Genomic DNA, 26883 nt, shown 5'->3' on the forward strand with positions numbered 1-26883 from the left:
GGAGCGGGAAACGAGACTCGAACTCGCGACCCCGACCTTGGCAAGGTCGTGCTCTACCAACTGAGCTATTCCCGCAAACATCATTTTTCTTGCTGTCGTAATTACACATTTCTGTATCGTTACGGGAGGCGCATTATACGAGAATTCCTTTCTCCTGCAAGCCCCCCGAAAACGATTTTTTAAAATTTTCGTTCAAGTGCTCGATTATTCATCACCTTGACTGTTTTTGCACCGGGCGGACTACTCTAATCCCTTTTTCACCCATCCGGACAGCATTTTTACAGCTTAATAAAATGTTCGCGATAGTAAGACAGTTCGGCCACAGACTCGCGGATGTCGTCCATCGCCTGGTGCGTACCCTGTTTTTTGAAGCCGTCGAGAATTTCCGGCTTCCAGCGACGCGCTAACTCTTTCAGTGTGCTCACATCCAGATAGCGATAGTGGAAGTACTCTTCCAGTTCCGGCATGTACTTAAACAGAAAACGACGGTCCTGACCGATACTGTTGCCACAAATTGGCGATTTACCTGCCGGCACCCACTCTTTCAGAAATTCAATGGTTGCCAGTTCTGCCGCGCGGTCATCAAGCTGGCTGGCCTTAACGCGATCCACCAGGCCACTGCCGGTGTGGGTGCGTACGTTCCAGTCATCCATCAGCGCCAGCTGGGCGTCGGACTGGTGAACCGCAATCGTCGGCCCTTCAGCCAGGATATTCAGATTCGCATCGGTGACCAGGGTCGCGATTTCAATAATACGATCGCGTTCCGGATCCAGCCCGGTCATCTCCAGATCGATCCAAATCAGGTTGTTTTCATTTGCACTCATGCTATTTTCCACCCTTCTCGCGTCATATTCAGCGTGACTATATTCATCTAAAATAGCGTGTATCATAAAGGTTTTGCCCATCCGGGGCGACCAGGAGCCAGTACGATTGAGTAAAAATAAACTCTCCAAAGGACAGCAACGCCGCGTCAACGCGAATCATCAGCGTCGGTTAAAAACGTCTGTGGAGAAAGCCGACTACGATGACAACCTGTTTGGCGAGCCGTCTGAGGGCACAGTGATCAGCCGCTTCGGCATGCACGCGGACGTTGAATCCGCGGATGGCATCGTACACCGTTGTAATATTCGTCGTACCATCCGTTCACTGATCACGGGCGACCGTGTCGTCTGGCGTCCGGGCAAAGAGGCCGCCGAAGGTGTGACGGTAAAAGGCATTGTCGAAGCCGTACACGAGCGCACGTCCGTTCTGACTCGTCCGGATTTCTATGACGGCGTGAAGCCGATCGCCGCGAATATTAATCAGATCGTGATCGTCTCAGCCATCCTGCCGGAACTGTCGCTGAATATTATCGATCGCTACCTGGTCGCCTGCGAAACGCTGAATGTTGAGCCCTTGATCGTTCTGAACAAAATTGATCTACTGGACGATGAAGGCATGGCCTTTGTGAATGAGCAGATGGATATCTACCGCAAAATTGGCTATCGCGTATTGATGGTATCCAGCCACAAGAAAAACGGTCTGCAGCCGCTTGAAGAGGCCTTAACCGACCGCATCAGCATCTTTGCCGGGCAGTCTGGCGTGGGTAAATCCAGCCTGCTGAATAACCTGCTTGGCTTACAGAATGAGATCCTCACCAACGAAGTTTCTGATAACTCCGGTCTGGGTCAACACACGACCACCGCATCACGCTTGTACCACTTCCCTCACGGTGGCGATGTGATTGATTCCCCAGGGGTGCGTGAGTTTGGTCTCTGGCATCTGGAGCCGGAACAAATCTTCAATGGTTTTGTCGAATTCCATGACTATTTAGGTGCCTGTAAATATCGCGACTGTAAACACGATAACGACCCAGGTTGCGCCATTCGCGAAGCCGTCGAGAAAGGCGAAATTGCGGACACCCGTTTCGAAAACTATCACCGCATTCTCGAAAGCATGGATCAGGTAAAAACGCGTAAAAACTTTTCTGATTCTGATAACTGACAACTAAGCTGAGCGTCGCTAGAATCGTCCCCTTTTCTATAGATCCGGTGAATAAACCCAGATCAGGAACGACAAAAACAATGGCCTGGAGGCTACCTTGTTAAACTCATTTAAACTTTCGCTTCAATACATTCTGCCGAAACTGTGGCTCACTCGCCTGGCGGGTTGGGGCGCAAGCAAACGAGCAGGCTGGCTGACCAAACTGGTCATCGACCTGTTCGTCAAATACTACAAGGTCGACATGAAAGAAGCGCAGAAGCCGGATACCGCCAGCTATCGCACCTTCAACGACTTCTTTGTGCGTTCGCTGCGTGACGACGTTCGCCCGCTGAATACCGATCCGAGCATCCTGGTTATGCCTGCAGATGGCGTGATAAGCCAGCTCGGTAACATCGACAACGACAAAATCCTGCAGGCCAAAGGCCACGATTACAGCCTGGAAGCCCTGCTGGCCGGTAACTACCTGATGGCAGACCTGTTCCGTAACGGTTCTTTTGCCACCACGTACCTGTCGCCGCGTGATTACCACCGCGTACATATGCCGTGCAACGGCATCTTGCGGGAGATGATTTACGTCCCGGGCGACCTGTTCTCGGTAAATCACCTGACGGCGCAGAACGTTCCGAACCTGTTTGCCCGTAACGAGCGCGTCATTTGTCTGTTCGATACTGAATTTGGCCCGATGGCGCAGATTCTGGTCGGCGCGACCATTGTCGGCAGCATTGAAACCGTCTGGGCGGGCACGGTAACGCCGCCGCGCGAAGGCATCATTAAACGCTGGACCTGGCCTGCGGGCGAGAGCGACGGCGCAGTCGCGCTGCTGAAAGGCCAGGAGATGGGTCGCTTCAAACTTGGCTCAACGGTGATTAACCTGTTCGCACCGGGTAAAGTGAATCTGGCGGAACACCTGCAAAGCCTTTCGATAACCAAAATCGGTGAGCCGCTGGCCATTTCCACCGAAGCGCCGGTCACGCCTGAGGTTGAGCCGACGCCGCTGCCGGAAGAAGAGATTGCCGCGGAGCTGGACGCCAGCCCGCTGCCAGACGATAAGAAAGACGACGTTTAACTAAGAAGGTAAGCTGTAGTGCGCCTGATTATCATTTTTCTGATGGCCTGGTGCCTCAGTCTGGGGGCCAATGCAGCATCGGCCCCCGATGCCAAACAAATCTCGCAAGAACTGGAGCAAGCCAAAGCGGCAAAAGCCACGCCCGATCAGGCTGAAACCGTGGAAGTGCTCCAGGCCGCGCTGAACGCGCTTGATGAGCGTAAAGGCTCCCTTGAGCGCGCGGCACAATATCAAGACGTCATCGACAATTTCCCCAAGCTTTCCCGCACGCTGCGCTCGCAGCTAGATAACCTGCGCGATGAGCCAAAATCGGTGCCAGCCAATATGAGCACCGACGCGCTAAACCAGGAAATTCTGCAAATCAGCAGCCAGTTGCTGGAGAAAACCCGCCTGGCGCAGCAAGAGCAGGAGCGCGCCCGGGAAATCAACGACTCGCTGAGCCAGCTCCCACAACAGCAAACGGATACCCGCCGTCAGGTCAATGAAGTTGAACGCCTTATCGGTGGACAAACGGGCAACACACCGCTCGCCCAGGCGCAGAATCTCAGTGCTCAGGCAGAGTCAGCAAAACTCAGGGCGCTGGTGGATGAGCAGGAACTGGCGCAGTTGTCAGCGAATAACCGCCAGGAACTCTCACGGATGCGCTCAGAGCTGGCGCAAAAGCAGGCGCAGCAGTTGGATGCTTACCTACAGGCACTGCGCAATCAGCTTAACAGCCAGCGCCAGCGTGAAGCCGAACAGGCGCTGGAGAGCACCGAACAGCTGGCGGAAAACAGCGACAATCTGCCGCCAGGTATCGTTGACCAATTCAAAATCAACCGTGAGCTGTCGCAGGCGCTGAATCAGCAGGCGCAGCGCATGGATCTGGTCGCTTCGCAGCAGCGTCAGGCGACAAATCAGATGTTGCAGGTGCGCCAGGCGCTGAACACTCTGCGCGAGCAGGCACAGTGGCTGGGCGCGTCTAATATGCTGGGCGAAGCGTTGCGTGCACAGGTGGCCCGACTGCCGGAAATGCCGAAGCCGCAGCAGCTCGATACTGAAATGGCACAGCTGCGCGTGCACCGTATGCGCTATGAAGATCTGGTGAACAAGCAGTCCCAGCTACGGCAGATTCGCCAGGCCGATGGCCAGCAGCTAACTGCTGAGCAGAGCCGTATTCTCGATGCCCAGCTGCGCACACAGCGTGAGCTGCTCTCTTCCTTGTTACAGGGTGGCGATACCCTGATTCTGGAGCTGACGAAGCTTAAAGTCTCCAACAGCCAGCTTGAAGATGCGCTGCGTGAGGTGAATGAAGCCACGCACCGCTATTTGTTCTGGACAGCGGATGTGAGCCCGATGGGCCTGAGCTGGCCGGTCGAAATCGTGCAGGACCTGCGACGTCTGATCTCGCTGGACACCTTTAGCCAGCTTGGCAAAGCCAGCGCGATGATGCTGACCAGCAAAGAGACGCTGTTCCCGCTTTTCGGCGCGCTGATCCTCGTGGGCTTTAGCCTCTACTCGCGCAAGCATTTCACCCGTTTCCTGGAGCGTTCCAGCGCTAAGGTCGGCAAAGTCACCCAGGACCATTTTTGGCTGACAATGCGCACTGTGTTCTGGTCGATTCTGGTCGCCCTACCGCTTCCCGTCCTGTGGGCAACGCTCGGTTATGGCCTGCAGGAAGCCTGGCCTTATCCGCTGGCCGTGGCAATTGGCGATGGGGTCACGGCGACTGTCCCGCTGCTGTGGGCAGTGATGATTTGCGCCGCCTTTGCCCGTCCGACCGGGCTGTTCGTCGCCCATTTCGGCTGGCCGCATAATCGCGTGGCGCGCGGAATGCGTAACTACCTGATGAGTATCGGGCTTATCGTGCCGCTCATTATGGCGCTGATCATGTTCGATAACCTCAACGACCGTGAGTTCTCCGGGTCGCTGGGAAGGCTCTGTTTTATCCTGATTTGTGGCGCGATGGCGGTGGTGACACTCAGCCTGAAACGTGCCGGGATCCCGCTGTACCTCGATAAGAGCGGCTCTGGCGACAACATGCCTAATCGCCTGTTGTGGAACCTGCTGGTCTGCGCCCCGTTGATTGCCATTCTGGCGGCGGCGGTGGGCTATCTGGCCACAGCACAGGCGCTGCTGGCGCGTCTGGAAACCTCGGTTGCCATCTGGTTCCTGCTGCTGGTGGTGTATCACATCATTCGCCGCTGGATGCTGATCCAGCGCCGCCGCCTGGCGTTCGACCGCGCCCGCCATCGCCGTGCTGAGATCCTTGCCCAACGCGCGAAAGGCGAAGAAGAAGCACCGCACTCCACCAGCACCGAAGGAGCGACGGAGATTGACGAGAAAGAGCTCGATCTGGATGCCATTAGCGTGCAATCGCTGCGTCTGGTGCGCTCGATCCTGATGCTTATCGCGCTGCTCTCGGTCATTGTGCTGTGGTCAGAAATTCACTCGGCCTTTGGCTTCCTTGAGAACATTTCCCTGTGGGATGTCACCTCCACGGTACAAGGGGTGGAGAGTCTTGAGCCTATTACTCTCGGCGCAGTGTTGATCGCTATTCTGGTGTTTATCATCACCACCCAGCTGGTGCGTAACTTCCCGGCGTTGCTTGAACTTGCCCTGTTGCAGCATCTGGACCTCACCCCGGGGACCGGATATGCCATCACCACCATCACCAAATACCTGTTGATGCTGTTTGGCGGGCTGGTCGGGTTCTCGATGATCGGCATCGAATGGGCGAAACTGCAGTGGCTGGTTGCCGCACTCGGTGTGGGTCTGGGCTTTGGCTTGCAGGAGATCTTCGCTAACTTTATTTCCGGCCTGATCATTCTGTTTGAAAAGCCGATCCGTATTGGCGATACCGTCACGATCCGCGACCTGACCGGTAGCGTCACGAAGATCAACACCCGTGCTACGACGATCAGCGACTGGGATCTCAAAGAGATCATCGTGCCGAACAAGGCGTTTATTACCGAGCAGTTTATCAACTGGTCGCTGTCGGATTCGGTGACCCGCGTGGTGCTGACGGTTCCGGCACCTGCCGATGCCAGTAGTGAAGAGGTGACGCAGATTCTATATACCGCCGCTGAGCGCTGTTCACTGGTGATCGACACCCCGGCACCGGAAGTGTTCCTGGTTGATCTCCAGCAGGGGATCCAGCTGTTCGAACTGCGTATCTACGCCGCCGAGATGGGGCACCGCATGCCGCTGCGCCATGAGATTCATCAGTTGATTCTGGCGGGCTTCCGCGAGCATGGCATCGACCTGCCGTTCCCACCGTTCCAGATGCGGCTTGAAAGTCTGGACGGCAAACGCACGGCGCGTACGCTGACATCAGCAGGGAAAGGGAATCGTACGGCGGGAAGTTTGTAGTGGTTAAGATGGGTGCAGCCTGATGCCCTCACCCCGACCCTCTCCCACGGGGAGAGGAAGCAAACACTAAAACGGCAACCTGCAGGTTGCCGTTTGCTTTTACCTAGGCGCGGTCGACGGTAAAGGCCATGACGTCGGCGAGGCTTTCTGCGCCCAGCGCCAACATCACCAGACGATCAATACCCAACGCCACACCGGAGCAATCCGGCATACCGGCTTTCAGAGCTTCCAGCAGATTGGTATCCACCGGTTGTTGCGGCAGGCCGCGCGCGGCACGCTTGCGATTATCCTGCTCAAAACGCTGCTGCTGCTCGCGGGCATCGGTCAGCTCATGAAAACCATTCGCCAGCTCAATACCTTTGAAATACACCTCAAAGCGCTCCGCCACGCGGTGATCTTCGGTGCTGATTTGCGCCAGTGCCGCCTGACTTGCCGGGAAGTGGTAGACAAATGCCGGGCGATCTTTACCGATGTGCGGCTCCACACCCATGGTGAATAGCAGTTGCAGAAGGGTATCGCGGTCTTCTTCGGTATCCGCGATATTGCTCAAATCGAGCTTCGCCGCCACTTCACGCAGCTGAGGTTTATCCGCAGAAAGCGGATCGATTTCCAGATAGCGCTGGAAAGCCTGCTGATAGGAAAGTGACTCCGCCGCCGGGCACTCCAGCACCTGCTGCATAAGGTCATCCACTTCATTCATCAGACGATACATATCGTAGTGCGGACGGTACCACTCCAGCATGGTGAACTCAGGATTGTGGTGACGCCCCATCTCTTCATTACGGAAGCTACGACACAGCTGGAAAACCGGGCCACACCCTGCCGCCAGAAGGCGCTTCATGTGGTATTCCGGGCTGGTCATCAGATACAGATTGATCCCCTTAGAATGACCGGGGCCAACGAAACGGGTCTCAAACGGGAACAGATGAATATCGGTTACCGTGGCCTGGCTCATACAAGGCGTTTCCACCTCCAACACGCCACGATCGGCGAAGAAGCGACGCACTTCTGCCAAAATTGTTGCGCGTTTTAATAAGTTAGGGATGGATGCGCTCGGCTGCCAGGTTGCCGTCTCGCTCATGGTACTTTCTCCGAATTCAGACAAGGGCACGAAGTCTACCCGTATCGGCTCAGAGAGACAAATTTTGAACGGAATAAGGGGTCATAGGCGGGAGGTAAAAACACTAAAAGCGTGGGGTTTTGTAATTAAATTAATCAAAATCAATGATGTTTTAGGCCATTCATACGTTAAAAAAATCGAACAGGTCAAATTTCCCTCATAGTCCTAAGATTATAATGCGTACAAATAAAGGAGTAGTGGAATCGTATTCGAAACCCTGCTGATCAGGCTCAACGCCATATCAAAAAAGGGTTACGAAATAACAATAATCAGGAGGAATGTCGTGCAAACTTTTCAAGCCGATCTTGCTGTAATTGGCGCGGGTGGTGCGGGCCTACGTGCCGCCATCGCAGCCGCCCAGGCAAACCCAAATGCTAAAATCGCTCTTATTTCAAAAGTTTATCCTATGCGCAGCCACACCGTGGCCGCAGAAGGCGGTTCCGCAGCCGTTGCCCAGGATCACGATAGCTTCGAGTATCACTTTCACGACACTGTGGCCGGTGGCGACTGGCTGTGCGAGCAGGATGTCGTCGATTACTTTGTCCATCACTGCCCCACCGAAATGACACAACTTGAACTCTGGGGCTGCCCGTGGAGCCGCCGTCCCGATGGTTCTGTTAACGTGCGCCGCTTCGGTGGCATGAAGATCGAACGCACCTGGTTTGCCGCAGATAAAACCGGCTTCCATATGCTGCATACCCTCTTTCAAACGTCACTGCAGTTCCCACAAATTCAGCGTTTCGACGAACATTTTGTTCTCGATATCCTCGTCGATGACGGCCAGGCTCGTGGCCTCGTCGCGATGAACATGATGGAAGGCACGCTGGTGCAGATTCGCGCCAATGCGGTCATCATGGCGACTGGCGGCGCGGGCCGCGTTTACCGTTATAACACCAATGGCGGCATTGTCACGGGCGACGGAATGGGCATGGCGCTGGCGCATGGTGTGCCGCTGCGTGACATGGAGTTTGTCCAGTATCACCCCACCGGGCTGCCGGGTTCCGGCATACTGATGACGGAAGGTTGCCGTGGTGAAGGCGGTATCCTGGTCAACAAAAACGGTTACCGTTATCTGCAGGATTACGGCATGGGTCCGGAAACCCCGCTGGGCGAACCGAAGAACAAATATATGGAGCTGGGGCCGCGCGACAAAGTGTCGCAGGCGTTCTGGCACGAGTGGCGCAAAGGCAACACCATTTCCACCCCACGCGGCGATGTCGTCCATCTCGACTTGCGTCATCTGGGCGAGAAAAAACTGCTGGAACGTCTGCCGTTTATTTGCGAACTGGCGAAAGCCTACGTTGGCGTGGACCCGGTTAAAGAGCCGATTCCGGTACGCCCGACCGCGCACTACACCATGGGCGGTATCGAAACCGATCAGCAGTGCGAATCCCGAATCAAAGGGCTGTTTGCCGTGGGTGAATGTTCATCCGTCGGCCTGCATGGCGCCAACCGTCTGGGCTCTAACTCACTGGCGGAACTGGTGGTGTTTGGTCGCCTGGCGGGTGAACAAGCCATGGCGCGCGCTAACTCTGCCACTACGGCCAACGATGCCGCGCTGAACGCACAGGCTGCCGATATCGAGCAACGCCTGAAAAATCTGGTTAATCAGGAAGACACCGAAAGCTGGGCGAAAATTCGCGACGAAATGGGCGAATCGATGGAAGAAGGCTGCGGCATCTACCGCACGCCTGAGCTGATGCAAAAAACCGTTGATAAGCTGGCGGAACTGCAAGAACGCTTCAAACACGTGCGCATCACCGATACTTCGAGCGTATTCAATACCGACATCCTTTACACCATCGAACTGGGACACGGCCTGAACGTTGCCGAGTGTATGGCCCACTCCGCGCTGGCACGTAAAGAGTCTCGCGGGGCGCATCAACGTCTGGATGAAGGCTGCACGGAGCGCGATGACGTCAACTTCCTCAAGCACACCCTGGCGTACCGCGACGCAGACGGTACCACCCGTCTCGATTACAGCGACGTGAAAATTACGACGCTGCCGCCGGCGAAACGTGTTTACGGCGGCGAAGCAGAAGCCGCTGAGAAGAAGGAGTCGACCCATGGCTGAGATGCAAACCCTGAAAGTTGAGGTGGTGCGATATAACCCGGAAGTGGATATCGCACCGCACAGCGCGTTCTACGACGTGCCTTACGATGAACAAACGTCGCTGCTGGACGCGCTAGGGTATATCAAAGATAACCTGGCGCCAGACCTCAGCTACCGCTGGTCCTGCCGTATGGCGATTTGCGGCTCCTGCGGCATGATGGTCAACAAGGTACCGAAGCTTGCCTGTAAAACCTTCCTGCGTGATTACACCAAAGGAATAAAGGTCGAGGCGCTGGCCAACTTCCCTATCGAGCGCGATCTGGTGGTCGATATGACCCACTTTATCGAAAGCCTGGAGGCCATTAAGCCGTACATTATTGGCAACACGCGAACACCGGATCAGGGGCCGAACAAGCAGACTCCGGCACAGATGGCGAAATACCATCAGTTCTCCGGCTGTATCAACTGTGGTCTGTGCTATGCGGCATGCCCGCAGTTCGGGCTCAATCCGGAATTTATCGGCCCGGCCGCCATCACGCTGGCGCACCGTTATAACCTGGATAACCGTGACCACGGGAAAAAGCAGCGTATGCCGCAACTGAACAGTCCAAACGGAGTCTGGAGCTGTACATTCGTCGGTTACTGTTCGGAAGTGTGCCCGAAACACGTCGATCCGGCGGCCGCTATCCAACAGGGCAAAGTGGAAAGCTCGAAAGACTTTCTTATCGCCACCCTGAAACCACGCTAAGGAGCGCAACATGACGACTAAACGCAAACCCTATGTCCGGCCGATGCCGTCGACCTGGTGGAAATCGCTGCCGTTTTATCGCTTCTATATGCTGCGTGAAGGCACGGCGTTACCGGCAGTATGGTTCAGCATTATTTTGATTTGCGGACTGTTTGCCCTGAAACATGGCCCGGAATCCTGGGAGGGATTTGTTCACTTCCTGCGAAACCCGATAGTGGTGATCCTGAACCTGATTGCCCTGGCGGCCGCGTTACTGCACACCAAAACCTGGTTCGAACTGGCGCCAAAAGCGTCGAATATCATCATCAAAAACGAAAAGCTTAAACCTGAGCCGGTTATCAAAGGGCTATGGGCCGTGACCGGGCTGGCGACAGTGGTCATTCTTTTCGTTGCACTGTTCTGGTAAGGAGGCCAAAGGTGATCAATCCAAACCCAAAACGTTCCGATGAACCCGTTTTCTGGGGGCTGTTCGGCGCAGGTGGCATGTGGAGTGCGATTATCGCGCCGGTGATGATTCTGCTGGTTGGCGTACTGCTCCCGCTGGGACTGTACCCCGGTGAAGCGCTCGGCTACGAGCGCGTGCTGGCATTCGCCCAAAGCTTTATTGGCCGTGCGTTTTTGTTCCTGATGATCGTTCTGCCGCTCTGGTGCGGGCTGCATCGTCTGCACCATGCCATGCACGACATCAAAGTCCACGTTCCCAACGGTAAATGGGTCTTCTATGGCCTTGCTGCCATCCTGAGTGTGGTCACGCTGGTCGGTGTGATCTTCCTCTAATCTGTATGCCCGCTGGCACAGGCTGGCGGGCTTTTACAACAGGCGCGTAAAGTGCACCGCCAACATCATTCCCGCGAAGACCAGCGGCAACACCACCGCCCGTTTCCACTGTAAAACGATGGCAACTGCCACAATCACCAGCAGTAAAAATGCCGCACCTTACAGGCCATTCTCTTGATTGATCCATCCCCGCAGGCACAGGCAACTGACTAATAACGTTGAAAACGCGGTACGATTCCACCCAAGCCGCGTACGTTCAGGCTGCAATCCCGGATCGCGTACCGTCACGGCTGCCCCTGCCACAGCAAGATCGCCAGCAGGAAGGCGATAATCAGCACGAATGCGGCTATCAGCAGTAAAAAGCGGGTATAGGGAAGGTCGCTGTCCAGACGCATCGCCAGCTCGTTACCCCGCCAGCGATACCAGGCAACGGCAGCCAGCACAGAGCCAGAAACCACCAGCAGCAATGCGAGCGACAGGCGCAGAACGGGGGAACTCAACTGCGGGGAAAACTGATCGATGCCAACCGCACCCGCCAGCAGTGCCAGCGAGGTGCGAATCCAGGCAAGAAAGGTTCGCTCATTGGCCAGCGTAAAGCGGTAGTCGGGTTTTTTACCGGCAAGCCACCACTTTTCACGCAGGCGCGGGGAAGAATTAGCCTGAAGACTCACGTTTGATTCGTTCCTTAATCAATATCTCTTTGATCGATAAGCCCGGCGACGCGCTCTCTCTGAGGTTGTGCCGGGTTATCTCAGTGCAGAGAAATTCAATCATAAAAAGTTGCGATACGCGGGTGGCGATCGAGTCACCCTGAAACGGCCCGGCGATCCCGCAGGTCAACAGAAAATTGTCCGCCATCTCCGTCAGCGGCGACTGCGTGCTGTGGGTAATCGCCAGCCGACCGGCTCCCGCTTTTTGTGCCAGACGAAACGCGTTCACCACCTCGGGGGTCTCGCCAGAATGGGAAAACGCCACCACCAGATCGTTACTTTTCAGGTTCGCCAACTTGAGCGTCATGGTGAAACGGTCGGTGAAGGCCTCAGACTCAATGCCGATGCGGTTCATCTTGTCGCGCGCTTCCAGAGCGGCCAGACCGGATGCACCAAACCCAACAAACATGACGCGCGGCGCCTGAATAAATTGCTCGACGATGGCTTTCACCTTCTTCATATCGAGCAAATCAATGGTCTCTTTGACGGTGGTATCCAGCGTGAGCGCAATCTTCTGCGCAACGTCATTACGCGTATCGCCCATGAAAATGTCGGGCGAAGAGGGCAACGTCAGGTCGCTGTCATCAAGCAGCTCGCGTTTGAGCTCCGCTTTCAAACTCAGCAGCCCACCGTAGCCAATCTTCTTACAAAAACGCACGATGGTTGCTTCGCTGACGCTGATCTCCTGGGCGATCTTTTTCACCGGCAGCTGCACCACCCACGTGGGATTCTGCAAAATAAATTCCGCCACCTTCCGGTCAGTCTCAGCCAGACCCGCCAGAATGTTGGCGATATAAACCCGCACTTTTTCTCTGTTAACGCTCATGCATGACTCTCCCGGCACATCCTTTTTCACGGACAATGCGCTGTGCAAAAGATTATTGCCGGGTATTTTAGCCATCAATTTTCGCCGCGTCTTGCGCGAGGATAACGCTGAGGCTCTGGCGATAGCACTCGCCCGCATTCAGCCAGCTCATACCGCGCTTATGGGCGACATCGCCGTCAAAATTCGGATCGTCCGTGGTGCCAGTGAGGGGTTCAATGCACAGCAAATCTGCCCCCGGTTTCCCCCAAAGCGCCAGCCATTGCGTATCCGGAGAACGCAGGCGTAGTGCAACCTTACCATCATGAGCGATGACGCAAATATCTCCCGCATCTGGGGTGGCAAAATAGACCGCACCGGCCTGAAAAACCTCAGGCGTGAGCGGAAAAACGGTGGTCTGCGGGACACACTCAGGAATATGCAGCGTGCGATCCCGCGTAGGAAACGGGCCGCCTGCGGGGTGTGAAAATTGTACCTGCCAGCCCGGCTGCGAAACGATGGGCAATGCGAAGCCCGGATGCCAGCCCAGAGCAAAGGGAAAGGTCTCTGCCCCCGTATTTTCAAGCTGCCAGCCAACATCCAGCCCCTGCTCTGTAAGCGTCCAGCTTACCGTCATTTTCCAGTGAAACGGCCAGAGCTGGCGGGTGTCGCTGCTATCTTCACAGCACAGTTGCAGCCTATTGCCGTCGACCGATTCCAGGCGAAAAAGCTGGTGACGTAAGAAGCCATGCGCGGGCAGAGGCCAGAATGTCCCCTGCTGCCACAGACCGTTATGCACCAGCCGTCCGACCACGGGGAAAAGCTGGGTGGCGCTGTTATCCCACACCTCCGCGCACGGCTGCCAGAGCCGGGGCGAGTTGCGGGTTTTATCCCACCACTCACACAGCTCCGCCCCTTGCGCCGCCACGCAAACGCGCCAGCAGGCATTTTCCAGCGTCCAGCTTTCCATCGTTAAGCCACTCTGAGCAGCAAGCGTGCCTGATAGGTCAGCGCTTTTTGTCGATCGCCGATAAAGTGGCGCTCCACTAATTGCAAAATGTCGCAGCCCTGTAGCACGTATCCGTGCGCATAGTCGGCCAGTAACATGGCGAGCGTCAGATCCTGTTTTTCCGCCGCTTTGCTGATAAACATCAGCGCTTCATAAACGCCCCGGTCGGCGCAACGCCACGGAGTATTCGCCAGTGCATCGTCCTGCGCCCAGCGCTCAGCAAAAGCCTGCTCGCCTTCGAGTGAGAGGCTGTCCAGTTCAAAGCGCACCAGCAGTTCCGGCGGTGCATCATGGGCCTTGAAAAGCGGCAACATCGCCTGCGCCATCGCCAGCGATTTTTGCGGATCATCCAACGGCTGGGTCTGTTGAGGGTCACGCTTCACGCCATACAGCTTGTCGCCAAAGCGCCATGGATTCAGATAGCCAAAGCTTGCCGGGATCTGCATCACCTGCGCGCCCTGGGTAAAGTCGAACCCTGGATGGATACGAATATCCCGCAGTTCGCTGACCTTAAACGGGCTGTCAATACGCGTCGGCATCAGCGTGTATTCAAAGAGGTTCGCTTTGCCCTTCTCACGCGGGCAGCGCATATAGACTGATTCGCCGTCGGTGATATTCAGATGGCCGCCAAAATAGCCGAACAGGCCGTAATCGCGTACCGGCGTATCATCAATCACGGCGGGAAGCAGCGGCCGCCCGGTCATCGATGCCGGCGCTCGACATTAAAGTAATCAAGCAGCGTGGCCGGGATATCGATGGTCTGTGCCAGCGCTTCACGTTGCTCACCCTGCTTTTTACAGCGCGGATCGCGGATGAAGAACGGCGTTCTGGAGATTTCGTTATACACCGGCATGATGTTCTTGCCCCACCACTGGTGCTCACCCAGCAGGAAGCCATGGTCGGTACAGACGATAAACAGCGTATCTTCCCACAGTCCAAGCGCCTTCATCCGGTCCATCACCTGGCCGAGATAATCATCACACATGGTGATCAGCGCCTGATAAAACTTGCGCGCTTTATCGTTGTTTTCGCCGCCGGGACTGCCACAGTAATAAGGCACCCAGCCGTCGAATTCATCCGGGGTGCAGCCATACTGCGCGAGGTATTTTTCCGGCACAAAGAAGGGTTCGTGGGGATCGAAACATTCGATCTGCAAGAACCAGTTATCCTGATGCTGGTTGGTTTCCATAAACTCCAGACCCGAAGTAATGGTCCGGTGAGTAAAATGCTCTTCCTGGGTCGGCATCGCCGCGCGGTTGATCAGATCCTGGGCCATGCGCCCGGCACGGCGACGACGGGTTTCGTCATCCTCCATGCCCTGCCAGCGAATTTCCGGCTTTTCGAGCTGCCCTTTCCAGCAGTCGCCTTCCTGACCACGAATGAAGTCGAATGTGGAATAACGCGTATGGTAGGTTGCGCCGCCATCACGCCAGTAGTGTTTATGGTCCGTCACCATGTGGGTGTGGACACCATTCTGGTGCAGAGCCTGCATGGTCGAAAAATCAAAGGGTTCGAGCGGCCCCCAGCTACGGTGCAAAAAGTTATAACGCCCGGTATGCAGCTCACGTCGTGCGGGCATGCAGGGCATGCTGCCAACATAAAAGTTATTAAACTGCACGGACTCCTGTGCCAGCCGGGTAAAGTTCGGTGTAATCGCATCGCCACCATAGGGCGCAAGGTGATTGCGCGTCAGTGTGTCAAACATCAGCATTACAGCTTTCATAATAAGGTCCCTGGTCAGGCGCCAATAAATTCTTCAACTTCATTTTTAATAATGGTGACGTGTGGCCCATAGACCACCTGCACACCCTGTCCCCGGATAAACGCACCCTTGCTTCCCAGGGCTTTAAAACTGTCAATCTGCACCTGCGCCGGGTCATTCACGGTGATACGCAAACGTGTCGCACAGCAGTCCACTTCGACGATGTTTTCCCGTCCGCCAAGTGCGTCCACAATCTGTGCCGGACGCGCGCTAACGCTGCCGTTAACGGCCTCTGTTTCCTGCGCTTCATCTTCACGGCCTGGCGTTTTCAAGCGGCGCCACTGGATCAGGAAGCGGAAGGAGAAGTAGTAGAGACAGAACATCACCGCGCCGAGCGGCAGCATCAGCATCCAGTTGGTTTTCGCATTCCCCTGCAGTACTCCGAAGAGCAGGAAATCGATAAGACCGCCGGAGAAGGTCTGACCCACGGTGATCTCAAGAATATGCGTCAACATGAAAGCCACGCCGGTCAGGACAATGTGCACACCGTAAAGCAGCGGCGCACAGAACATGAAGGCGAACTCAAGCGGCTCGGTAATCCCGGTGACAAAGGCCGTCAGCGCCGCGGAGAGCATCAGGCTGGCCACTTTTTTGCGATTTTCCGGTTTTGAGGTGTGATAAATCGCCAGCGCCGCACCCGGCAAGCCAAACATAAAGTCGGCAAAGCGACCTGCCATAAAGCGGGAAACACCGATGTAGTACTGCTGCACGCTCGGATCGGCCAGTTGGGCAAAGAAGATTTTTTGCGTGCCCTGGACCATATGGCCGTTGACGGTCATTTCGCCGCCGACGCTGGTCAGCCAGAACGGTAAATAGAAGAGGTGATGCAAGCCCAGCGGGATCAGGCATTTCAGGATCATGCCGTAGAAGAGCGTACCGATGTAGCCGGTTTTCTCGACCAGACCGCCCAGATGGGTGATACCGGACTGAATCGGCGGCCAGACCCAAAAGAGCGCGACGCCGAGAAAAATCGCGAAAAAAGAGGTCACAATCGGGACAAATCGCGAGCCGCTAAAGAAGGCCAGCAGGTTAGGCAGCTCGGTTTTGTTGTAACGGTTATGAAGCCAGGCAGTCAGCAGGCCGCTAATGATGCCGCCCATAACCCCCGTTTGCAGCGTGACAATCCCCAGCACATTCGCCTAACCCACAGCGGCAAGGTTGTCAGCCGCCAGTTTCCCGGTCAGCATTAACATTGCGTTGATGGCTTTGTTCATCACCACAAAGCAGAGTACCGAGGCCAACCCAGCGGTGCCTTTATCGCTGCGGGCAAGGCCAACGGCGATACCGACGGCGAAAAGCAGTGAGAGATTGTCGAACACAACGCTGCCGCAAAGCTTCATCAGCGTAAAGATGGCTTGCAGTACGTGATTATCCAGAACGGGGTAGGTGGTAATGGTTATCGGATTGGAAAAAACACCGCCAATGCCCAGCAGCAGCCCGGCTGCCGGAAGCACTGCGATAGGCAACATAAACGACTTACCCAGATTCTGTGCGCCTACAAAGAATTTGCTCATAAGAGTTCCCTGATGCTGACGTTTGAATTTTAAATTTCATATTTTAATTGTTTTAATGAAATTATTATTTCCTCTATTTTTCGTCTCTGTCAACGTCAGGAAGCGAAACAGTGACTCGCATCACTTTTTATGTGGCAATGTTTCTCCGGGGTTAGAAATACGTCAGATATTGCACAGGCTGTAAGCCCGGACTACAGGTAATTTTCCCCGCCAGGTTCTACACTTAGTAAAAAAACTTGGAAGGAAAATACCATGCGTTTGCTGCCTGTTATCGCAACGGTTGCCGCTGCGTTTTTGGTTGTCGCTTGCAGTACCCCAACGCCACCTGTCGGCGTCACCGTCGTGGATAATTTCGATGCTCAACGTTATCTTGGCCGCTGGTATGAAATTGCCCGCTTAGACCATCGCTTTGAGCGTGGGCTGGAAAAAGTGACGGCCACCTACAGCACAATGGATGACGGCGGTATTCAGGTCATTAATAAAGGTTACAACCCTGAACGCGGCATGTGGCAACAATCTGTCGGTCAGGCGTACTTTACCGGCGATCCGAACAAGGGCGCGCTGAAGGTGTCATTCTTCGGTCCTTTCTATGGCGGCTATAACGTCATTGCGCTGGACAAGGATTACCGTTATGCACTGGTGTGCGGGCCTGACCGGGACTATCTATGGATTTTGTCACGCACGCCGACGATTCCGGATGCGGTGAAAAAACAGATGGTTGATATCGCGGCCCGCGAAGGGTTTGCGGTGGAAAAACTGATGTGGATAAACCAGACCCTTTAAGGCGTACTGAGCTTTAGGCCGATAATTCCCGCGACAATCAGCGCCAGGCTGAGCAAGCGCGCGGGGTTGGCCGATTCACCAAATAACACAATCCCCGTGATAGCCGCCCCTACGGCACCAATACCGGTCCAGACGGCGTAAGCCGTTCCTGTGGGCAGGCTTTTCATCGCCCATGACAGCATAACGACGCTAACGATCATGGCCGTCACGGTGATAACGCTGGGTACCAGGTGGGTAAAACCATGCGTATATTTCAGGCCAATCGCCCAAACCACTTCCAGAAGACCGGCGATAAAAAGAATTAACCAGGACATAGTTGGCTCCAGTGTGGGGCCGTCCCCGTTGAGAGTTGCGCAATCGGGTCGTCCCGACAGGCTGGTGGTGAGGAATAAATTTTGACCTGATAACAGGCGGAATGCAATTTTTTCGCAATTGCGCGGATTTAAGTGACTTAAAGCAAGAAATAGCTACAGATAGCAACGCAGTTCACGCATTTACTCCCCATATGTAGCCCCTATGATGATGTGCTACCAGGAAAGGGAAGCCGTGCGCCATTATTCTTACTGCGAAGAAAAATATGTTTAAAATTCTCTTGATTGACCGTTGTTACTTCACCCGGACGGGGCTGGAAAGCTGGCTCAATCAGACTGATTTTTTCCCGGCTTCATTTCTTGTGACGTCACTGAACAACCTGATGCTGGCAAAAGAGCACATCGTTCAGTGGCAACCACATCTGATCATCGCCGATCTCTACGGTTTTAAGAACGATCTTCACCATATTCAACAACTTTCCTCACTGTTTTCCGCCTGTGGTAAAGATAACCAGCTTATCCTTTTGCAGTCAGGTGAAGATGCGCAACTGATGGAATATTGTGCCCAATATCAGGTACAGGCGACGCTGCAGAAAACGGTGTCGATGGAAACGCTGGCCAAAGCCATTGACCACGCTGTCCTGTCGCGCCCGGCAAGAACCATGCCGCAGATTGCCACCCCGTTGCTTACGCGTCAGGAAGAAAAAGTCCTGTCTCTGTGGATGGAAGGCCGTAGTAATCAGTCCATTGCGTCCAAACTGAGCATCAATGGCAAGACGGTGTATACCTACAAGCGCAACATCAGAATGAAGCTGGGAATGGACAATCGCTTTACGCCGTTCCTGTCTTTGCCAGAAGCACCAGAAACCGCGCAAGACAGCCTGAATTAACGGTACGGCGCTGGCCGTACCGCGTACTGGCAGGAATTACTGCTGCGCTTTCGTCGCTGCGCCGGAAATAGCGCTACCACCCTCAGAGATATCCTGACCCACGCCACGCGTGGTGTTACAGGCTGTCAGCGCTGAGGAAAGGACCAGTACAGTAAAGATCGCAGCAATTGTCTTCTTAACCATAATATCTTCCTTATGTAGTCAATATTGTTTGTGCATAGCTACTTAAGAATAGACAAGATTGCGCAACCTGACGGCAAGTCGGCGATTTTTAGGACGAAAGGAAGAAATTAGCTGGCCGCGTGAGAGATCGAATTACCGAGGTGTTTGATGTCTTCACCAAAGCCACGCGCGGTATTACAACCCGTCAATAAGGTCGCGGTGAGAAGAAAGAGTGCTACAAGACTGAGAAGGCGTTTCATCATTCCTGCCCTGGAAAAGGATGACGCAACAGGGTTGCTGCGTCATTGATCTCGCATTAAGTCGATTACTTCACGCGGGATACGTATTCGCCGGAGCGGGTATCCACTTTGATCACTTCGCCGATCTGTACGAACAGCGGAACTTTAACCACTGCGCCAGTGCTCAGCTTAGCCGGTTTACCACCGGTACCTGCGGTATCACCTTTCAGACCTGGATCGGTTTCAACGATTTCCAGTTCAACGAAGTTCGGCGGCAGGACAGCGATCGGGCGACCGTTCCACAGGGTAACGATACATTCAGCCTGGTCCAGCAGCCATTTGGCGTTCTCGCCAACTGCTTTCTCGTCAGCAGCCAGCTGCTCGAAGGTCTCGTTGTTCATGAAGTGGAAGAACTCACCGTCGTTGTACAGGTAAGTCAGGTTCATATCTACAACGTCTGCGCCTTCTGCGGAGTCAGTAGATTTGAAGGTTTTCTCAACGCGAGTACCGGTCAGCAGGCGGCGCAGTTTTACACGTGCGAATGCCTGGCCTTTACCTGGTTTAACGAATTCGCTGGCTTCAACCGCGTACGGTTCGCCGTCCATCATGATTTTAAGACCAGCGCGAAAATCGTTGCTATAGTACGTTGCCATAAGGCCCTCTGAAAATTGTTAACTGGTAGCTAAGCCACAAAATGGCGCATATTGTAACCCTAAATACCCCATCCAGAGAAGATTGGTTAGTGCAACTTGCCGATGTAATAACCGATCCTGATGAACTTCTGCGTGTTTTAAATATAGACACTGACGAAAATTTAACCGCCGGGCGTGAGGCAAAGCGTCTTTTTGCGCTGCGCGTACCCCGGGCTTTTGCCGCGCGAATGAAAAAAGGCGACCCCAACGATCCCCTTTTGCGCCAGGTCCTGACGGCGCGCGAAGAGTTTGTTGCCGCCCCCGGATACAGCACCGATCCGCTGGAAGAACAGGACAGCGTCGTACCAGGCTTACTGCATAAGTACCGCAACCGCGCCCTGCTGCTGGTGAAAGGCGGCTGTGCGGTAAACTGCCGCTACTGCTTCCGTCGCCACTTCCCGTATGCGGACAACCAGGGCAACAAACGCAACTGGCAGGTCGCGCTGGACTATATTGCCCAGCAACCGGAACTCGATGAGATCATCTTCTCCGGTGGCGATCCGCTGATGGCCAAAGATCATGAGCTGGACTGGCTGATAACACAGCTTGAAGCCATCCCGCATATCAAGCGCCTGCGCATTCATAGCCGCCTGCCCATTGTTATCCCGGCGCGGATCACCGACACGCTCACCGCCCGCTTTGCCCGTTCTTCCCTGCAGATTCTGCTGGTGAACCACATCAATCACGCTCAGGAAGTTGATGACGCGTTTCGTGCCTCCATGGCAAAACTGCGCCAGGCCGGTGTGACGCTGCTTAACCAGAGCGTGCTGCTGCGCGGCGTCAATGACAATGCCCGCACGCTGGCCGACCTCAGCAACGCGCTATTTGATGCCGGCGTGATGCCCTATTACCTGCATGTGCTGGATAAAGTGCAGGGTGCGGCTCACTTTATGGTGAGTGATAACGAAGCGCGGGAAATTATGCGCGAGCTGCTGACGTTAATCTCAGGTTATATGGTGCCGAAACTGGCACGCGAAATTGGCGGAGAGCCCAGCAAAACCCCGCTGGATTTACAGCTGCGCCAGTCGTAATCGCATCAACGTTCTCGTCTGATATTTTCTCCGGATAAATTCATTATTCATCCGGAGATCGCTGTGCTTTATTTTTGTTATGATAACGCACTGCGCTTGCGCATAAATATAAAATATGAATGGTTAAGGAGAACCAAATGATATTCATCATCACAGGTGTTAATACTGGCATTATTCGTCAAAATGATAAATTTGCGGCTTTAGCATTAAAAATAGCGCATCCCAAAAACAAACAGTCGCTATTATTTTTTCCCCTGGTTGCGCTGAAAGATCTGATGTTAGCGCTGGAGCATCGCCTGTCACTGCAGGCAAAATCCGCCGGTAAGGCAAAAGAGCAACAGCGTAAAGCCATTGATTCAGCATCTAAAAAAATGCAAGACCATATTCCCGTGATGGAGGTCAGCGAGCTAGAAAACGCAGATATTGGCCGTCGGGTCAATAAAGTGGTACTGCGTGAAAACAGTGACAGCGAGCTTGTTTTTATTTTTTCTTTGCACTGCGGTGAAAACCTGGAATTGAGTATTAATGAGCATCAAATAGAACTGCTGGTCAAAGCAATTATTTATGCTATAAATAATGCAGGCCTTAATGATGTCGCTATCAGCCTCTCTTCAATTCTCGATTTCCTGCCGCTATATGACGCCGAGTTTTTAGCTGACGGCAATATTGCCTATGACACTTATTCTCAGGACGAATGGAAGCAGGCACTATTTATTCATCATCATGCGCTGGTTTATCACTACACCGATGAAAAGGGAGAGATGCAATACGGCGGCACGGTAATTAAAACCCGTAGCATAGCGGATGGCGATGAAATGGCGTCAATTTCACGCCGTGTACTGGATTACAGCCATCGTTTAAATAAGTTGAAAGGGAAGCCTTGCCAGGTCAGTGTGAAAACGCTTAGCACCGATAAACGCCATCGCCTTACGCTTGAACAATGTATGCGCAGTCTGCAGGTCGTCCAACAACAGGTAAAACAGAAAATCGCTGAACAAGAGTAATAGTCACAACACGCCCCTGACAGTCATCAGGGGCGATATCACTTCGCGTGAGATCAATTCGGGCACTTATAAACCTGGCCGCTCATTTCGCTGGCTGTCGGCACAAAGCTGGACATGAAGCCTTGTGTCGGGCTGGAGACGCCGTACAGCACGTTGCCGCCCATACGCGCCGCTTCGTTACGCAGCTCGTTTGCGGCACCGCGCATTGAGCCACCTTCTTCGCCATGCTGGCCGGAAAGCCAGTTGCTTTGTTTACCCGTTGCTGTGCCCAGATACTGGCAATTTGCCGCAGGTTTATCTTCTACGAAGCGAACGCTCTGTCCACCCGAAGAAAGCTCATTACCAGCGCTGCAGCCTGCCAGTAACAATGCTGCGCCGACAATCCCTGCTAAATATTTAACGTGCATGTTATTCCCCACAATCAATGAGCTGGACGTCTTTCGTCCGTGTGTGAATCTTATACTAAAAAGATGACCAAAAGAAAAACCCCCGAGCATTTCTGCCCGAGGGTTTATTCATTTCTGCGATATATACGCCCAAATCATTCTGGTTGCAGGAAGGCGGCTAGTTCGGGAATACCCAGGAGCTTACTCAAGTAAGTGACTGGGGTTCTCGAAGGCAGTCAACGCATCTGCAGCCTGAAGGATGCAGGGCGAAGGGCACATTACATCATGCCGCCCATACCACCCATGCCGCCCATACCCGCAGCACCTAAATCAGGCGCGTCACCTTTCGGCAGGTCGGTTACCATGCACTCGGTGGTGATCATCAGGCCAGCGACAGATGCCGCGTACTGCAGAGCAGAACGGGTCACTTTAGTCGGATCCAGGATACCCATCTCGATCATGTTGCCGTATTCTTCGGTTGACGCGTTGTAACCGTAGTTACCGTCGCCCGCTTTCACGGTGTTAGCCACAACAGACGGCTCTTCGCCGCAGTTCAGCACGATCTGACGCAGCGGAGCTTCCATTGCGCGCAGCGCAACTTTAATACCCACGTTCTGGTCTTCGTTCTGGCCTTTCAGCTCAGCGATTTTGCTTGCTACGCGAATCAGCGCAACGCCACCGCCGGCAACCACGCCTTCTTCTACCGCAGCACGGGTCGCGTGCAGGGCATCTTCAACGCGTGCTTTTTTCTCTTTCATTTCAACTTCGGTAGCCGCACCGACTTTGATTACCGCAACGCCGCCAGCCAGTTTCGCTACGCGCTCTTGCAGTTTTTCACGGTCGTAATCAGACGTTGCTTCTTCGATCTGCTGACGAATCTGAGTCACACGACCCTGAATTGCCGTTTCGTCACCCACGCCATCGATGATGGTGGTGGTGTCTTTGTTGATCACAACGCGTTTAGCCTGACCCAGGTCTTCCAGAGTTGCTTTTTCCAGCTCCATACCGATCTCTTCAGAGATAACGGTACCACCGGTCAGGGTAGCGATATCCTGCAGCATCGCTTTACGACGGTCGCCGAAGCCCGGTGCTTTAACCGCAGCCACTTTCACGATGCCACGCATGGTGTTAACCACCAGGGTCGCCAGCGCTTCGCCTTCAACGTCTTCTGCGATGATAACCAGCGGTTTGCCTGCTTTCGCAACGGCTTCCAGAACCGGCAGCATTTCGCGGATGTTGGAGATTTTCTTATCAGCCAGCAGGATGAACGGGCTTTCCAGTTCTACTGCGCCAGTTTCCGGCTTGTTGATGAAGTAAGGAGACAGGTAGCCACGGTCGAACTGCATACCTTCAACCACGTCCAGTTCGTCCTGCAGACCGGTACCGTCTTCAACGGTGATCACGCCTTCTTTACCGACTTTGTCCATCGCTTCTGCGATCAGTTTACCTACTGTTTCGTCGGAGTTAGCGGAGATGGTACCAACCTGAGCAATAGCTTTAGAGTCGGAGCACGGTACAGACAGTGCTTTCAGTTCTTCAACGGCAGCAGCGACAGCTTTGTCGATACCACGTTTCAGATCCATCGGGTTCATGCCCGCAGCAACGGCTTTCAGACCTTCAGTGATGATGGACTGAGCCAGTACGGTTGCGGTGGTGGTACCGTCGCCTGCAGCGTCGTTCGCTTTAGAGGCAACTTCTTTCACCATTTGCGCACCCATGTTTTCGAACTTGTCTTCCAGTTCGATTTCACGTGCTACGGAAACACCATCTTTAGTGATGGTCGGTGCGCCGAAGGATTTATCCAGCACTACGTTACGGCCTTTCGGACCGAGGGTCACTTTAACTGCGTCTGCAAGTACGTTTACGCCGCGCAGCATTTTCACACGGGCGTCGTTACCGAATTTTACGTCTTTAGCTGCCATTTTAATCTTTCCCTTAAATTCGTATGTTCAGTGTCGTTCGCGGATTACGCTTCAACAATTGCCAGAATGTCGCTTTCGGACATGATCAACACTTCTTCATTGTCGATCTTCTCGGCTTTAACACCGTAACCATCATTGAAAATCACGATGTCGCCCACTTTAACGTCCAGCGGTTGCACTGTACCGTTTTCCAGGATGCGGCCCTTACCGACAGCGATGATTTCGCCACGCGTTGATTTGCCTGCTGCAGAACCGGTCAGAACGATGCCGCCAGCAGATTTGGATTCAACTTCTTTACGTTTGACGATCACACGATCATGTAACGGACGAATACTCATTGATAGCTCTCCTTTGAGAAAGTCATTATCAGTTATGGATGACGCCGGCCCGCAATCGGTTCTCCGGCTGGTGACCAGAGAGATGGGGATGGGTTTTTCCCCCTTCAAGGGGGCACTTTAAAAAAATTTCGCACAAATGCCGCCGCGCGCAAAAAAATGAAAAATCAATCCGTAAGAACAGGCAGGCGCGCCAACAGCCATAAGCAAAATTGATTGTGATAGCATTACCCCTCTTTACTTTGCGATGATGCGCGGGATACAGGCCATGAGTGGACTGAAACAGGAGCTGGGGCTGGCTCAAGGGATTGGGTTACTTTCAACATCGTTGCTGGGCACGGGGGTGTTTGCCGTCCCGGCACTCGCCGCACTGGCGGCAGGCGACAGCAGCCTGTGGGCCTGGCCCGTGCTCATTCTGCTGGTCTTTCCGGTTGCCATCGTTTTCGCTGTGCTTGGCCGTCAGTTTCCCAGCGCGGGCGGCGTCGCCCACTTTGTCGGCATGGCGTTTGGCCCACGGCTGGAGCGCGTTACCGGCTGGCTGTTTCTCTCGGTTATCCCGGTGGGCTTACCCGCTGCCCTGCATATCGCCGCCGGGTTCTGGCAGGGCATGTTTGGCTGGCAGGGTGTGCAACTGCTGATGGCCGAACTGGGCACGCTGGCACTCATCTGGCTGGTTGGCACGCGCGGTGCCGGTTCCAGTGCTAACCTGCAGTCCATCATCGCCGGGCTTATCGTTGCGCTGATCGTCGCCATCTGGTGGCGCGGCGGGCTTTCTCTTAGCACGCTGTCATTCCCGGCACCGGCAGAGGTGCCCTTCTCCGCCATGACTGCTTCGCTTGCCGTGATGTTCTGGTGTTTTGTCGGCCTGGAGGCGTTTGCCCATCTGGCCTCCGAGTTTAAACATCCTGAACGCGACTTCCCGCGCGCGCTGATGATTGGCCTGATTCTGGCAGGCTCCGTTTACTGGGCCTGTACCGTCGTGGTACTGCATTTCCCGCTCTGGCAGAGCGAAGGGGCCGCAGCGTCCTTACCAATCATCGTCGTTGAGCTGTTCGGCAAGCAGGCGCAGTGGGTTGCCTGCATCATTGGCTATCTCGCCTGTTTCGCGAGCCTGAATATCTATATTCAGAGCTTCGCCCGGCTGGTCTGGTCGCAGGCGCAGTACAAGCCACAGAGCCCGCTGGCACGCTTGTCCTCCCGCCAAATCCCGCTTAACGCGCTGAATGCCGTCCTCATTTGTTGCGTCATTTGTACGTTAGGCATCTACGCGTTTTCGATTAATCTCGACACGCTCATCATTTATGCCAATGGCATTTTCATTTTGATTTACTTGTTGTGCATGCTGGCGGGCTGCCGCCTGTTGAAAGGGCGCTTCAAGGTGCTGGCCTGGATTGGTAGCATCCTGTGCTTGCTGCTACTGGCCATTCCTGGCTGGAAGAGTCTGTATGCGATTGCGATGCTGGCAGGATTGTGGGCATTGCTACCCAGACACGGCATGGCGGTTCAGCGGTCATAAACCCGGACAGGACTTCGCCTTATCCGGGCAACAGAGTACTTAACGATCGTCTTTATGATCCAGACGGTCGCGCTCATCGTCTTTACGCTGGAACTCACCGTCGAAGGTATTACCCGCCCCCGGACCGGCGCTGAATCCACCGCCCGGCATACGGGAAAAGCTCAAATGCGGCATCAGCTTAAGCGTCAGGTGTTTTTGTACCGGCGGTAACAGCAGCAGTAAGCCCAGGAAATCGGTAAAGAACCCTGGCAGCACCAGCAGCAGGCCCGCAATAATCAGCGACACGCTTTTAATCATCTCCGCCGCCGGGCTTTCACCTGCCGCCAGCTTTTGCTGCATCAGCATGAAGTTTTTGAAGCCCTGATTACGTACCAGAGACATCCCGATAACCGAGGTGAAGATAACCAGGATAAGGGTCAGCAGCACGCCAAACACATGCGCGACCTGAATGAAGATCGATATCTCAATGTAAACGTATAAAAAAACAGCCAGTAGCGGTATCCAGCGCACGGGTATCTCCTCAATGAACAGGCGCCCTGAGCACCTGTCGGTAAATTTTTGCGATTCGCATACTGACCGAGATGGTGGCGGGCGGAGAAAAATTCAATTTTCCCCGGCAACTATTTTTATCCAGCGCTGCGTTAGATAGTGTCGTCACAAGATTTTAGCCCAGAGAGCGATGCATCTGATCTGGACGGCAGCGAGAAATGAGGCCGT

General features: G+C 54.4%; 26 protein-coding genes, 1 tRNA gene and 2 pseudogenes. 12 read left to right on the forward strand and 17 right to left on the reverse strand.

Features of this window, described 5'->3' with window-relative positions; all coding sequences use genetic code 11:
* Positions 1-2 precede the first annotated feature (2 nt).
* Together ACSZPU_RS10330 and orn are read right to left on the reverse strand one after the other, a co-directional pair.
* Positions 3-75, reverse strand: a tRNA-Gly gene (locus tag ACSZPU_RS10330).
* A gap of 203 nt (positions 76-278) precedes the next feature.
* Positions 279-824 carry an oligoribonuclease gene (orn, locus tag ACSZPU_RS10335; protein ID WP_498998249.1) on the reverse strand — a complete coding sequence of 182 codons (546 nt, stop codon included), beginning with the start codon at positions 822-824 and terminating at the stop codon, positions 279-281.
* A gap of 106 nt (positions 825-930) precedes the next feature.
* Here orn and rsgA point away from each other — a divergent pair, with 106 nt between their 5' ends.
* From rsgA to mscM, 3 genes are all read left to right on the forward strand, one after another.
* Positions 931-1983, forward strand: a complete 1053-nt coding sequence (gene rsgA, locus ACSZPU_RS10340) for a small ribosomal subunit biogenesis GTPase RsgA (RefSeq protein WP_498998251.1) — start codon at positions 931-933, stop codon at positions 1981-1983.
* A gap of 97 nt (positions 1984-2080) precedes the next feature.
* Positions 2081-3049, forward strand: a complete 969-nt coding sequence (gene asd, locus ACSZPU_RS10345) for an archaetidylserine decarboxylase (RefSeq protein ID WP_498998253.1) — start codon at positions 2081-2083, stop codon at positions 3047-3049.
* Between the two features lie 18 nt (positions 3050-3067).
* Entirely contained in the window at positions 3068-6400 is a 3333-nt protein-coding gene (mscM, locus tag ACSZPU_RS10350) for a miniconductance mechanosensitive channel MscM (RefSeq protein ID WP_498998254.1), read from the forward strand.
* A 103-nt stretch (positions 6401-6503) separates the two neighbouring features.
* Here mscM and epmA read toward each other — a convergent pair whose 3' ends face one another.
* Complete coding sequence (gene epmA, locus ACSZPU_RS10355) at positions 6504-7481, reverse strand: elongation factor P--(R)-beta-lysine ligase (protein ID WP_498998257.1); 978 nt, start codon at positions 7479-7481, stop codon at positions 6504-6506.
* Between the two features lie 322 nt (positions 7482-7803).
* Here epmA and frdA point away from each other — a divergent pair, with 322 nt between their 5' ends.
* The 4 genes from frdA to frdD are packed head-to-tail and all read left to right on the forward strand — an operon-like array spanning position 7804 to position 11098.
* A complete protein-coding gene (gene frdA / locus ACSZPU_RS10360; RefSeq protein WP_498998259.1) occupies positions 7804-9594 on the forward strand; it encodes a fumarate reductase (quinol) flavoprotein subunit in 1791 nt (596 codons plus the stop codon).
* On the forward strand, positions 9587-10321 hold the full coding sequence (locus ACSZPU_RS10365; protein WP_498998262.1) for a succinate dehydrogenase/fumarate reductase iron-sulfur subunit: 735 nt from the start codon (positions 9587-9589) through the stop codon (positions 10319-10321). The genes frdA and ACSZPU_RS10365 overlap by 8 nt, the downstream gene beginning before the upstream one ends.
* Positions 10322-10331: 10 nt before the next feature.
* On the forward strand, positions 10332-10727 hold the full coding sequence (frdC, locus tag ACSZPU_RS10370; protein WP_498998263.1) for a fumarate reductase subunit FrdC: 396 nt from the start codon (positions 10332-10334) through the stop codon (positions 10725-10727).
* 11 nt (positions 10728-10738) lie between these two features.
* Positions 10739-11098 carry a fumarate reductase subunit FrdD gene (frdD, locus tag ACSZPU_RS10375; protein ID WP_498998265.1) on the forward strand — a complete coding sequence of 120 codons (360 nt, stop codon included), beginning with the start codon at positions 10739-10741 and terminating at the stop codon, positions 11096-11098.
* 159 nt (positions 11099-11257) lie between these two features.
* Here frdD and ACSZPU_RS10380 read toward each other — a convergent pair whose 3' ends face one another.
* The 6 genes and pseudogenes from ACSZPU_RS10380 to ACSZPU_RS10405 all read right to left on the reverse strand — a co-directional run bounded on the left by ACSZPU_RS10380 (position 11258) and on the right by ACSZPU_RS10405 (position 16895).
* The gene (locus tag ACSZPU_RS10380) at positions 11258-11401 is read right to left on the reverse strand and encodes a DUF202 domain-containing protein (protein WP_498998267.1); all 144 of its coding nucleotides are present in this window, start codon (positions 11399-11401) and stop codon (positions 11258-11260) included.
* Positions 11383-11769: a YidH family protein gene (locus tag ACSZPU_RS10385; RefSeq protein WP_498998270.1), complete on the reverse strand. Its 387-nt coding sequence runs from the start codon at positions 11767-11769 to the stop codon at positions 11383-11385. The genes ACSZPU_RS10380 and ACSZPU_RS10385 overlap by 19 nt, the downstream gene beginning before the upstream one ends.
* Positions 11753-12634 (reverse strand): MurR/RpiR family transcriptional regulator, encoded by an 882-nt coding sequence (locus ACSZPU_RS10390; RefSeq protein ID WP_498998272.1) that lies wholly within the window; start codon positions 12632-12634, stop codon positions 11753-11755. Before ACSZPU_RS10390 ends, ACSZPU_RS10385 begins: the two co-directional genes overlap by 17 nt.
* A gap of 67 nt (positions 12635-12701) precedes the next feature.
* Positions 12702-13580 carry an aldose epimerase family protein gene (locus tag ACSZPU_RS10395; RefSeq protein WP_498998274.1) on the reverse strand — a complete coding sequence of 293 codons (879 nt, stop codon included), beginning with the start codon at positions 13578-13580 and terminating at the stop codon, positions 12702-12704.
* A 2-nt stretch (positions 13581-13582) separates the two neighbouring features.
* Positions 13583-15342: pseudogene (locus ACSZPU_RS10400) on the reverse strand (sulfatase).
* A gap of 14 nt (positions 15343-15356) precedes the next feature.
* Positions 15357-16895 (reverse strand): annotated as a pseudogene (locus ACSZPU_RS10405) (PTS transporter subunit EIIC).
* Positions 16896-17147: 252 nt separating this feature from the next.
* On the opposite strand from ACSZPU_RS10405, the gene ACSZPU_RS10410 reads away from it, so the two are divergent.
* Positions 17148-17678 carry a lipocalin family protein gene (locus tag ACSZPU_RS10410; protein ID WP_498998275.1) on the forward strand — a complete coding sequence of 177 codons (531 nt, stop codon included), beginning with the start codon at positions 17148-17150 and terminating at the stop codon, positions 17676-17678.
* On the opposite strand, the gene sugE is transcribed toward ACSZPU_RS10410, so the two are convergent.
* Positions 17675-17992 carry a quaternary ammonium compound efflux SMR transporter SugE gene (sugE, locus tag ACSZPU_RS10415; RefSeq protein WP_498998277.1) on the reverse strand — a complete coding sequence of 106 codons (318 nt, stop codon included), beginning with the start codon at positions 17990-17992 and terminating at the stop codon, positions 17675-17677. The genes ACSZPU_RS10410 and sugE overlap by 4 nt on opposite strands.
* Positions 17993-18255: 263 nt before the next feature.
* On the opposite strand from sugE, the gene ACSZPU_RS10420 reads away from it, so the two are divergent.
* Entirely contained in the window at positions 18256-18879 is a 624-nt protein-coding gene (locus tag ACSZPU_RS10420) for a LuxR C-terminal-related transcriptional regulator (protein ID WP_498998279.1), read from the forward strand.
* A gap of 36 nt (positions 18880-18915) precedes the next feature.
* On the opposite strand, the gene ecnB is transcribed toward ACSZPU_RS10420, so the two are convergent.
* The 3 genes from ecnB to efp form a co-directional block, all read right to left on the reverse strand.
* On the reverse strand, positions 18916-19062 hold the full coding sequence (ecnB, locus tag ACSZPU_RS10425; protein WP_090080890.1) for a lipoprotein toxin entericidin B: 147 nt from the start codon (positions 19060-19062) through the stop codon (positions 18916-18918).
* A gap of 107 nt (positions 19063-19169) precedes the next feature.
* Entirely contained in the window at positions 19170-19304 is a 135-nt protein-coding gene (gene ecnA, locus ACSZPU_RS10430; protein ID WP_498998281.1) for a lipoprotein antitoxin entericidin A, read from the reverse strand.
* 62 nt (positions 19305-19366) lie between these two features.
* Positions 19367-19933 (reverse strand): elongation factor P, encoded by a 567-nt coding sequence (gene efp / locus ACSZPU_RS10435; protein WP_498998283.1) that lies wholly within the window; start codon positions 19931-19933, stop codon positions 19367-19369.
* 41 nt (positions 19934-19974) lie between these two features.
* On the opposite strand from efp, the gene epmB reads away from it, so the two are divergent.
* Positions 19975-21003 (forward strand): EF-P beta-lysylation protein EpmB, encoded by a 1029-nt coding sequence (gene epmB / locus ACSZPU_RS10440; RefSeq protein ID WP_498998285.1) that lies wholly within the window; start codon positions 19975-19977, stop codon positions 21001-21003.
* 137 nt (positions 21004-21140) lie between these two features.
* A complete protein-coding gene (gene yjeJ / locus ACSZPU_RS10445) occupies positions 21141-22007 on the forward strand; it encodes a YjeJ family protein (RefSeq protein ID WP_498998287.1) in 867 nt (288 codons plus the stop codon).
* A gap of 53 nt (positions 22008-22060) precedes the next feature.
* On the opposite strand, the gene ACSZPU_RS10450 is transcribed toward yjeJ, so the two are convergent.
* From ACSZPU_RS10450 to ACSZPU_RS10460, 3 genes are all read right to left on the reverse strand, one after another.
* Positions 22061-22414 carry a DUF4156 domain-containing protein gene (locus tag ACSZPU_RS10450; protein WP_498998289.1) on the reverse strand — a complete coding sequence of 118 codons (354 nt, stop codon included), beginning with the start codon at positions 22412-22414 and terminating at the stop codon, positions 22061-22063.
* A 257-nt stretch (positions 22415-22671) separates the two neighbouring features.
* Complete coding sequence (gene groL / locus ACSZPU_RS10455; RefSeq protein WP_498998291.1) at positions 22672-24315, reverse strand: chaperonin GroEL; 1644 nt, start codon at positions 24313-24315, stop codon at positions 22672-22674.
* A 44-nt stretch (positions 24316-24359) separates the two neighbouring features.
* Positions 24360-24653: a co-chaperone GroES gene (locus ACSZPU_RS10460; RefSeq protein ID WP_007372708.1), complete on the reverse strand. Its 294-nt coding sequence runs from the start codon at positions 24651-24653 to the stop codon at positions 24360-24362.
* 265 nt (positions 24654-24918) lie between these two features.
* Between ACSZPU_RS10460 and yjeH the strand changes: the two genes are divergently transcribed.
* Positions 24919-26166: an L-methionine/branched-chain amino acid transporter gene (gene yjeH, locus ACSZPU_RS10465; RefSeq protein ID WP_498998293.1), complete on the forward strand. Its 1248-nt coding sequence runs from the start codon at positions 24919-24921 to the stop codon at positions 26164-26166.
* Between the two features lie 39 nt (positions 26167-26205).
* Here yjeH and ACSZPU_RS10470 read toward each other — a convergent pair whose 3' ends face one another.
* The gene (locus ACSZPU_RS10470; RefSeq protein WP_498998295.1) at positions 26206-26676 is read right to left on the reverse strand and encodes an FxsA family protein; all 471 of its coding nucleotides are present in this window, start codon (positions 26674-26676) and stop codon (positions 26206-26208) included.
* Between the last annotated feature and the right edge of the window lie 207 nt (positions 26677-26883).

This window comes from Phytobacter sp. V69, assembly GCF_965644215.1.
Lineage (GTDB): Bacteria > Pseudomonadota > Gammaproteobacteria > Enterobacterales > Enterobacteriaceae > Phytobacter.

Bases quoted from the DNA above. Each gene is read 5' to 3' on its own strand.
- ACSZPU_RS10460 (WP_007372708.1), bottom strand. From the start codon at position 24,653: ATGAGTATTCGTCCGTTACATGATCGTGTGATCGTCAAACGTAAAGAA.
- groL (WP_498998291.1), bottom strand. From the start codon at position 24,315: ATGGCAGCTAAAGACGTAAAATTCGGTAACGACGCCCGTGTGAAAATG.
- ACSZPU_RS10395 (WP_498998274.1), bottom strand. From the start codon at position 13,580: ATGGAAAGCTGGACGCTGGAAAATGCCTGCTGGCGCGTTTGCGTGGCG.
- frdC (WP_498998263.1), top strand. From the start codon at position 10,332: ATGACGACTAAACGCAAACCCTATGTCCGGCCGATGCCGTCGACCTGG.
- epmA (WP_498998257.1), bottom strand. From the start codon at position 7,481: ATGAGCGAGACGGCAACCTGGCAGCCGAGCGCATCCATCCCTAACTTA.
- ACSZPU_RS10365 (WP_498998262.1), top strand. From the start codon at position 9,587: ATGGCTGAGATGCAAACCCTGAAAGTTGAGGTGGTGCGATATAACCCG.
- ecnB (WP_090080890.1), bottom strand. From the start codon at position 19,062: ATGGTTAAGAAGACAATTGCTGCGATCTTTACTGTACTGGTCCTTTCC.
- ACSZPU_RS10410 (WP_498998275.1), top strand. From the start codon at position 17,148: ATGCGTTTGCTGCCTGTTATCGCAACGGTTGCCGCTGCGTTTTTGGTT.
- epmB (WP_498998285.1), top strand. From the start codon at position 19,975: ATGGCGCATATTGTAACCCTAAATACCCCATCCAGAGAAGATTGGTTA.
- yjeH (WP_498998293.1), top strand. From the start codon at position 24,919: ATGAGTGGACTGAAACAGGAGCTGGGGCTGGCTCAAGGGATTGGGTTA.
- yjeJ (WP_498998287.1), top strand. From the start codon at position 21,141: ATGATATTCATCATCACAGGTGTTAATACTGGCATTATTCGTCAAAAT.
- ecnA (WP_498998281.1), bottom strand. From the start codon at position 19,304: ATGATGAAACGCCTTCTCAGTCTTGTAGCACTCTTTCTTCTCACCGCG.
- efp (WP_498998283.1), bottom strand. From the start codon at position 19,933: ATGGCAACGTACTATAGCAACGATTTTCGCGCTGGTCTTAAAATCATG.
- ACSZPU_RS10390 (WP_498998272.1), bottom strand. From the start codon at position 12,634: ATGAGCGTTAACAGAGAAAAAGTGCGGGTTTATATCGCCAACATTCTG.
- ACSZPU_RS10420 (WP_498998279.1), top strand. From the start codon at position 18,256: ATGTTTAAAATTCTCTTGATTGACCGTTGTTACTTCACCCGGACGGGG.
- sugE (WP_498998277.1), bottom strand. From the start codon at position 17,992: ATGTCCTGGTTAATTCTTTTTATCGCCGGTCTTCTGGAAGTGGTTTGG.
- orn (WP_498998249.1), bottom strand. From the start codon at position 824: ATGAGTGCAAATGAAAACAACCTGATTTGGATCGATCTGGAGATGACC.
- ACSZPU_RS10450 (WP_498998289.1), bottom strand. From the start codon at position 22,414: ATGCACGTTAAATATTTAGCAGGGATTGTCGGCGCAGCATTGTTACTG.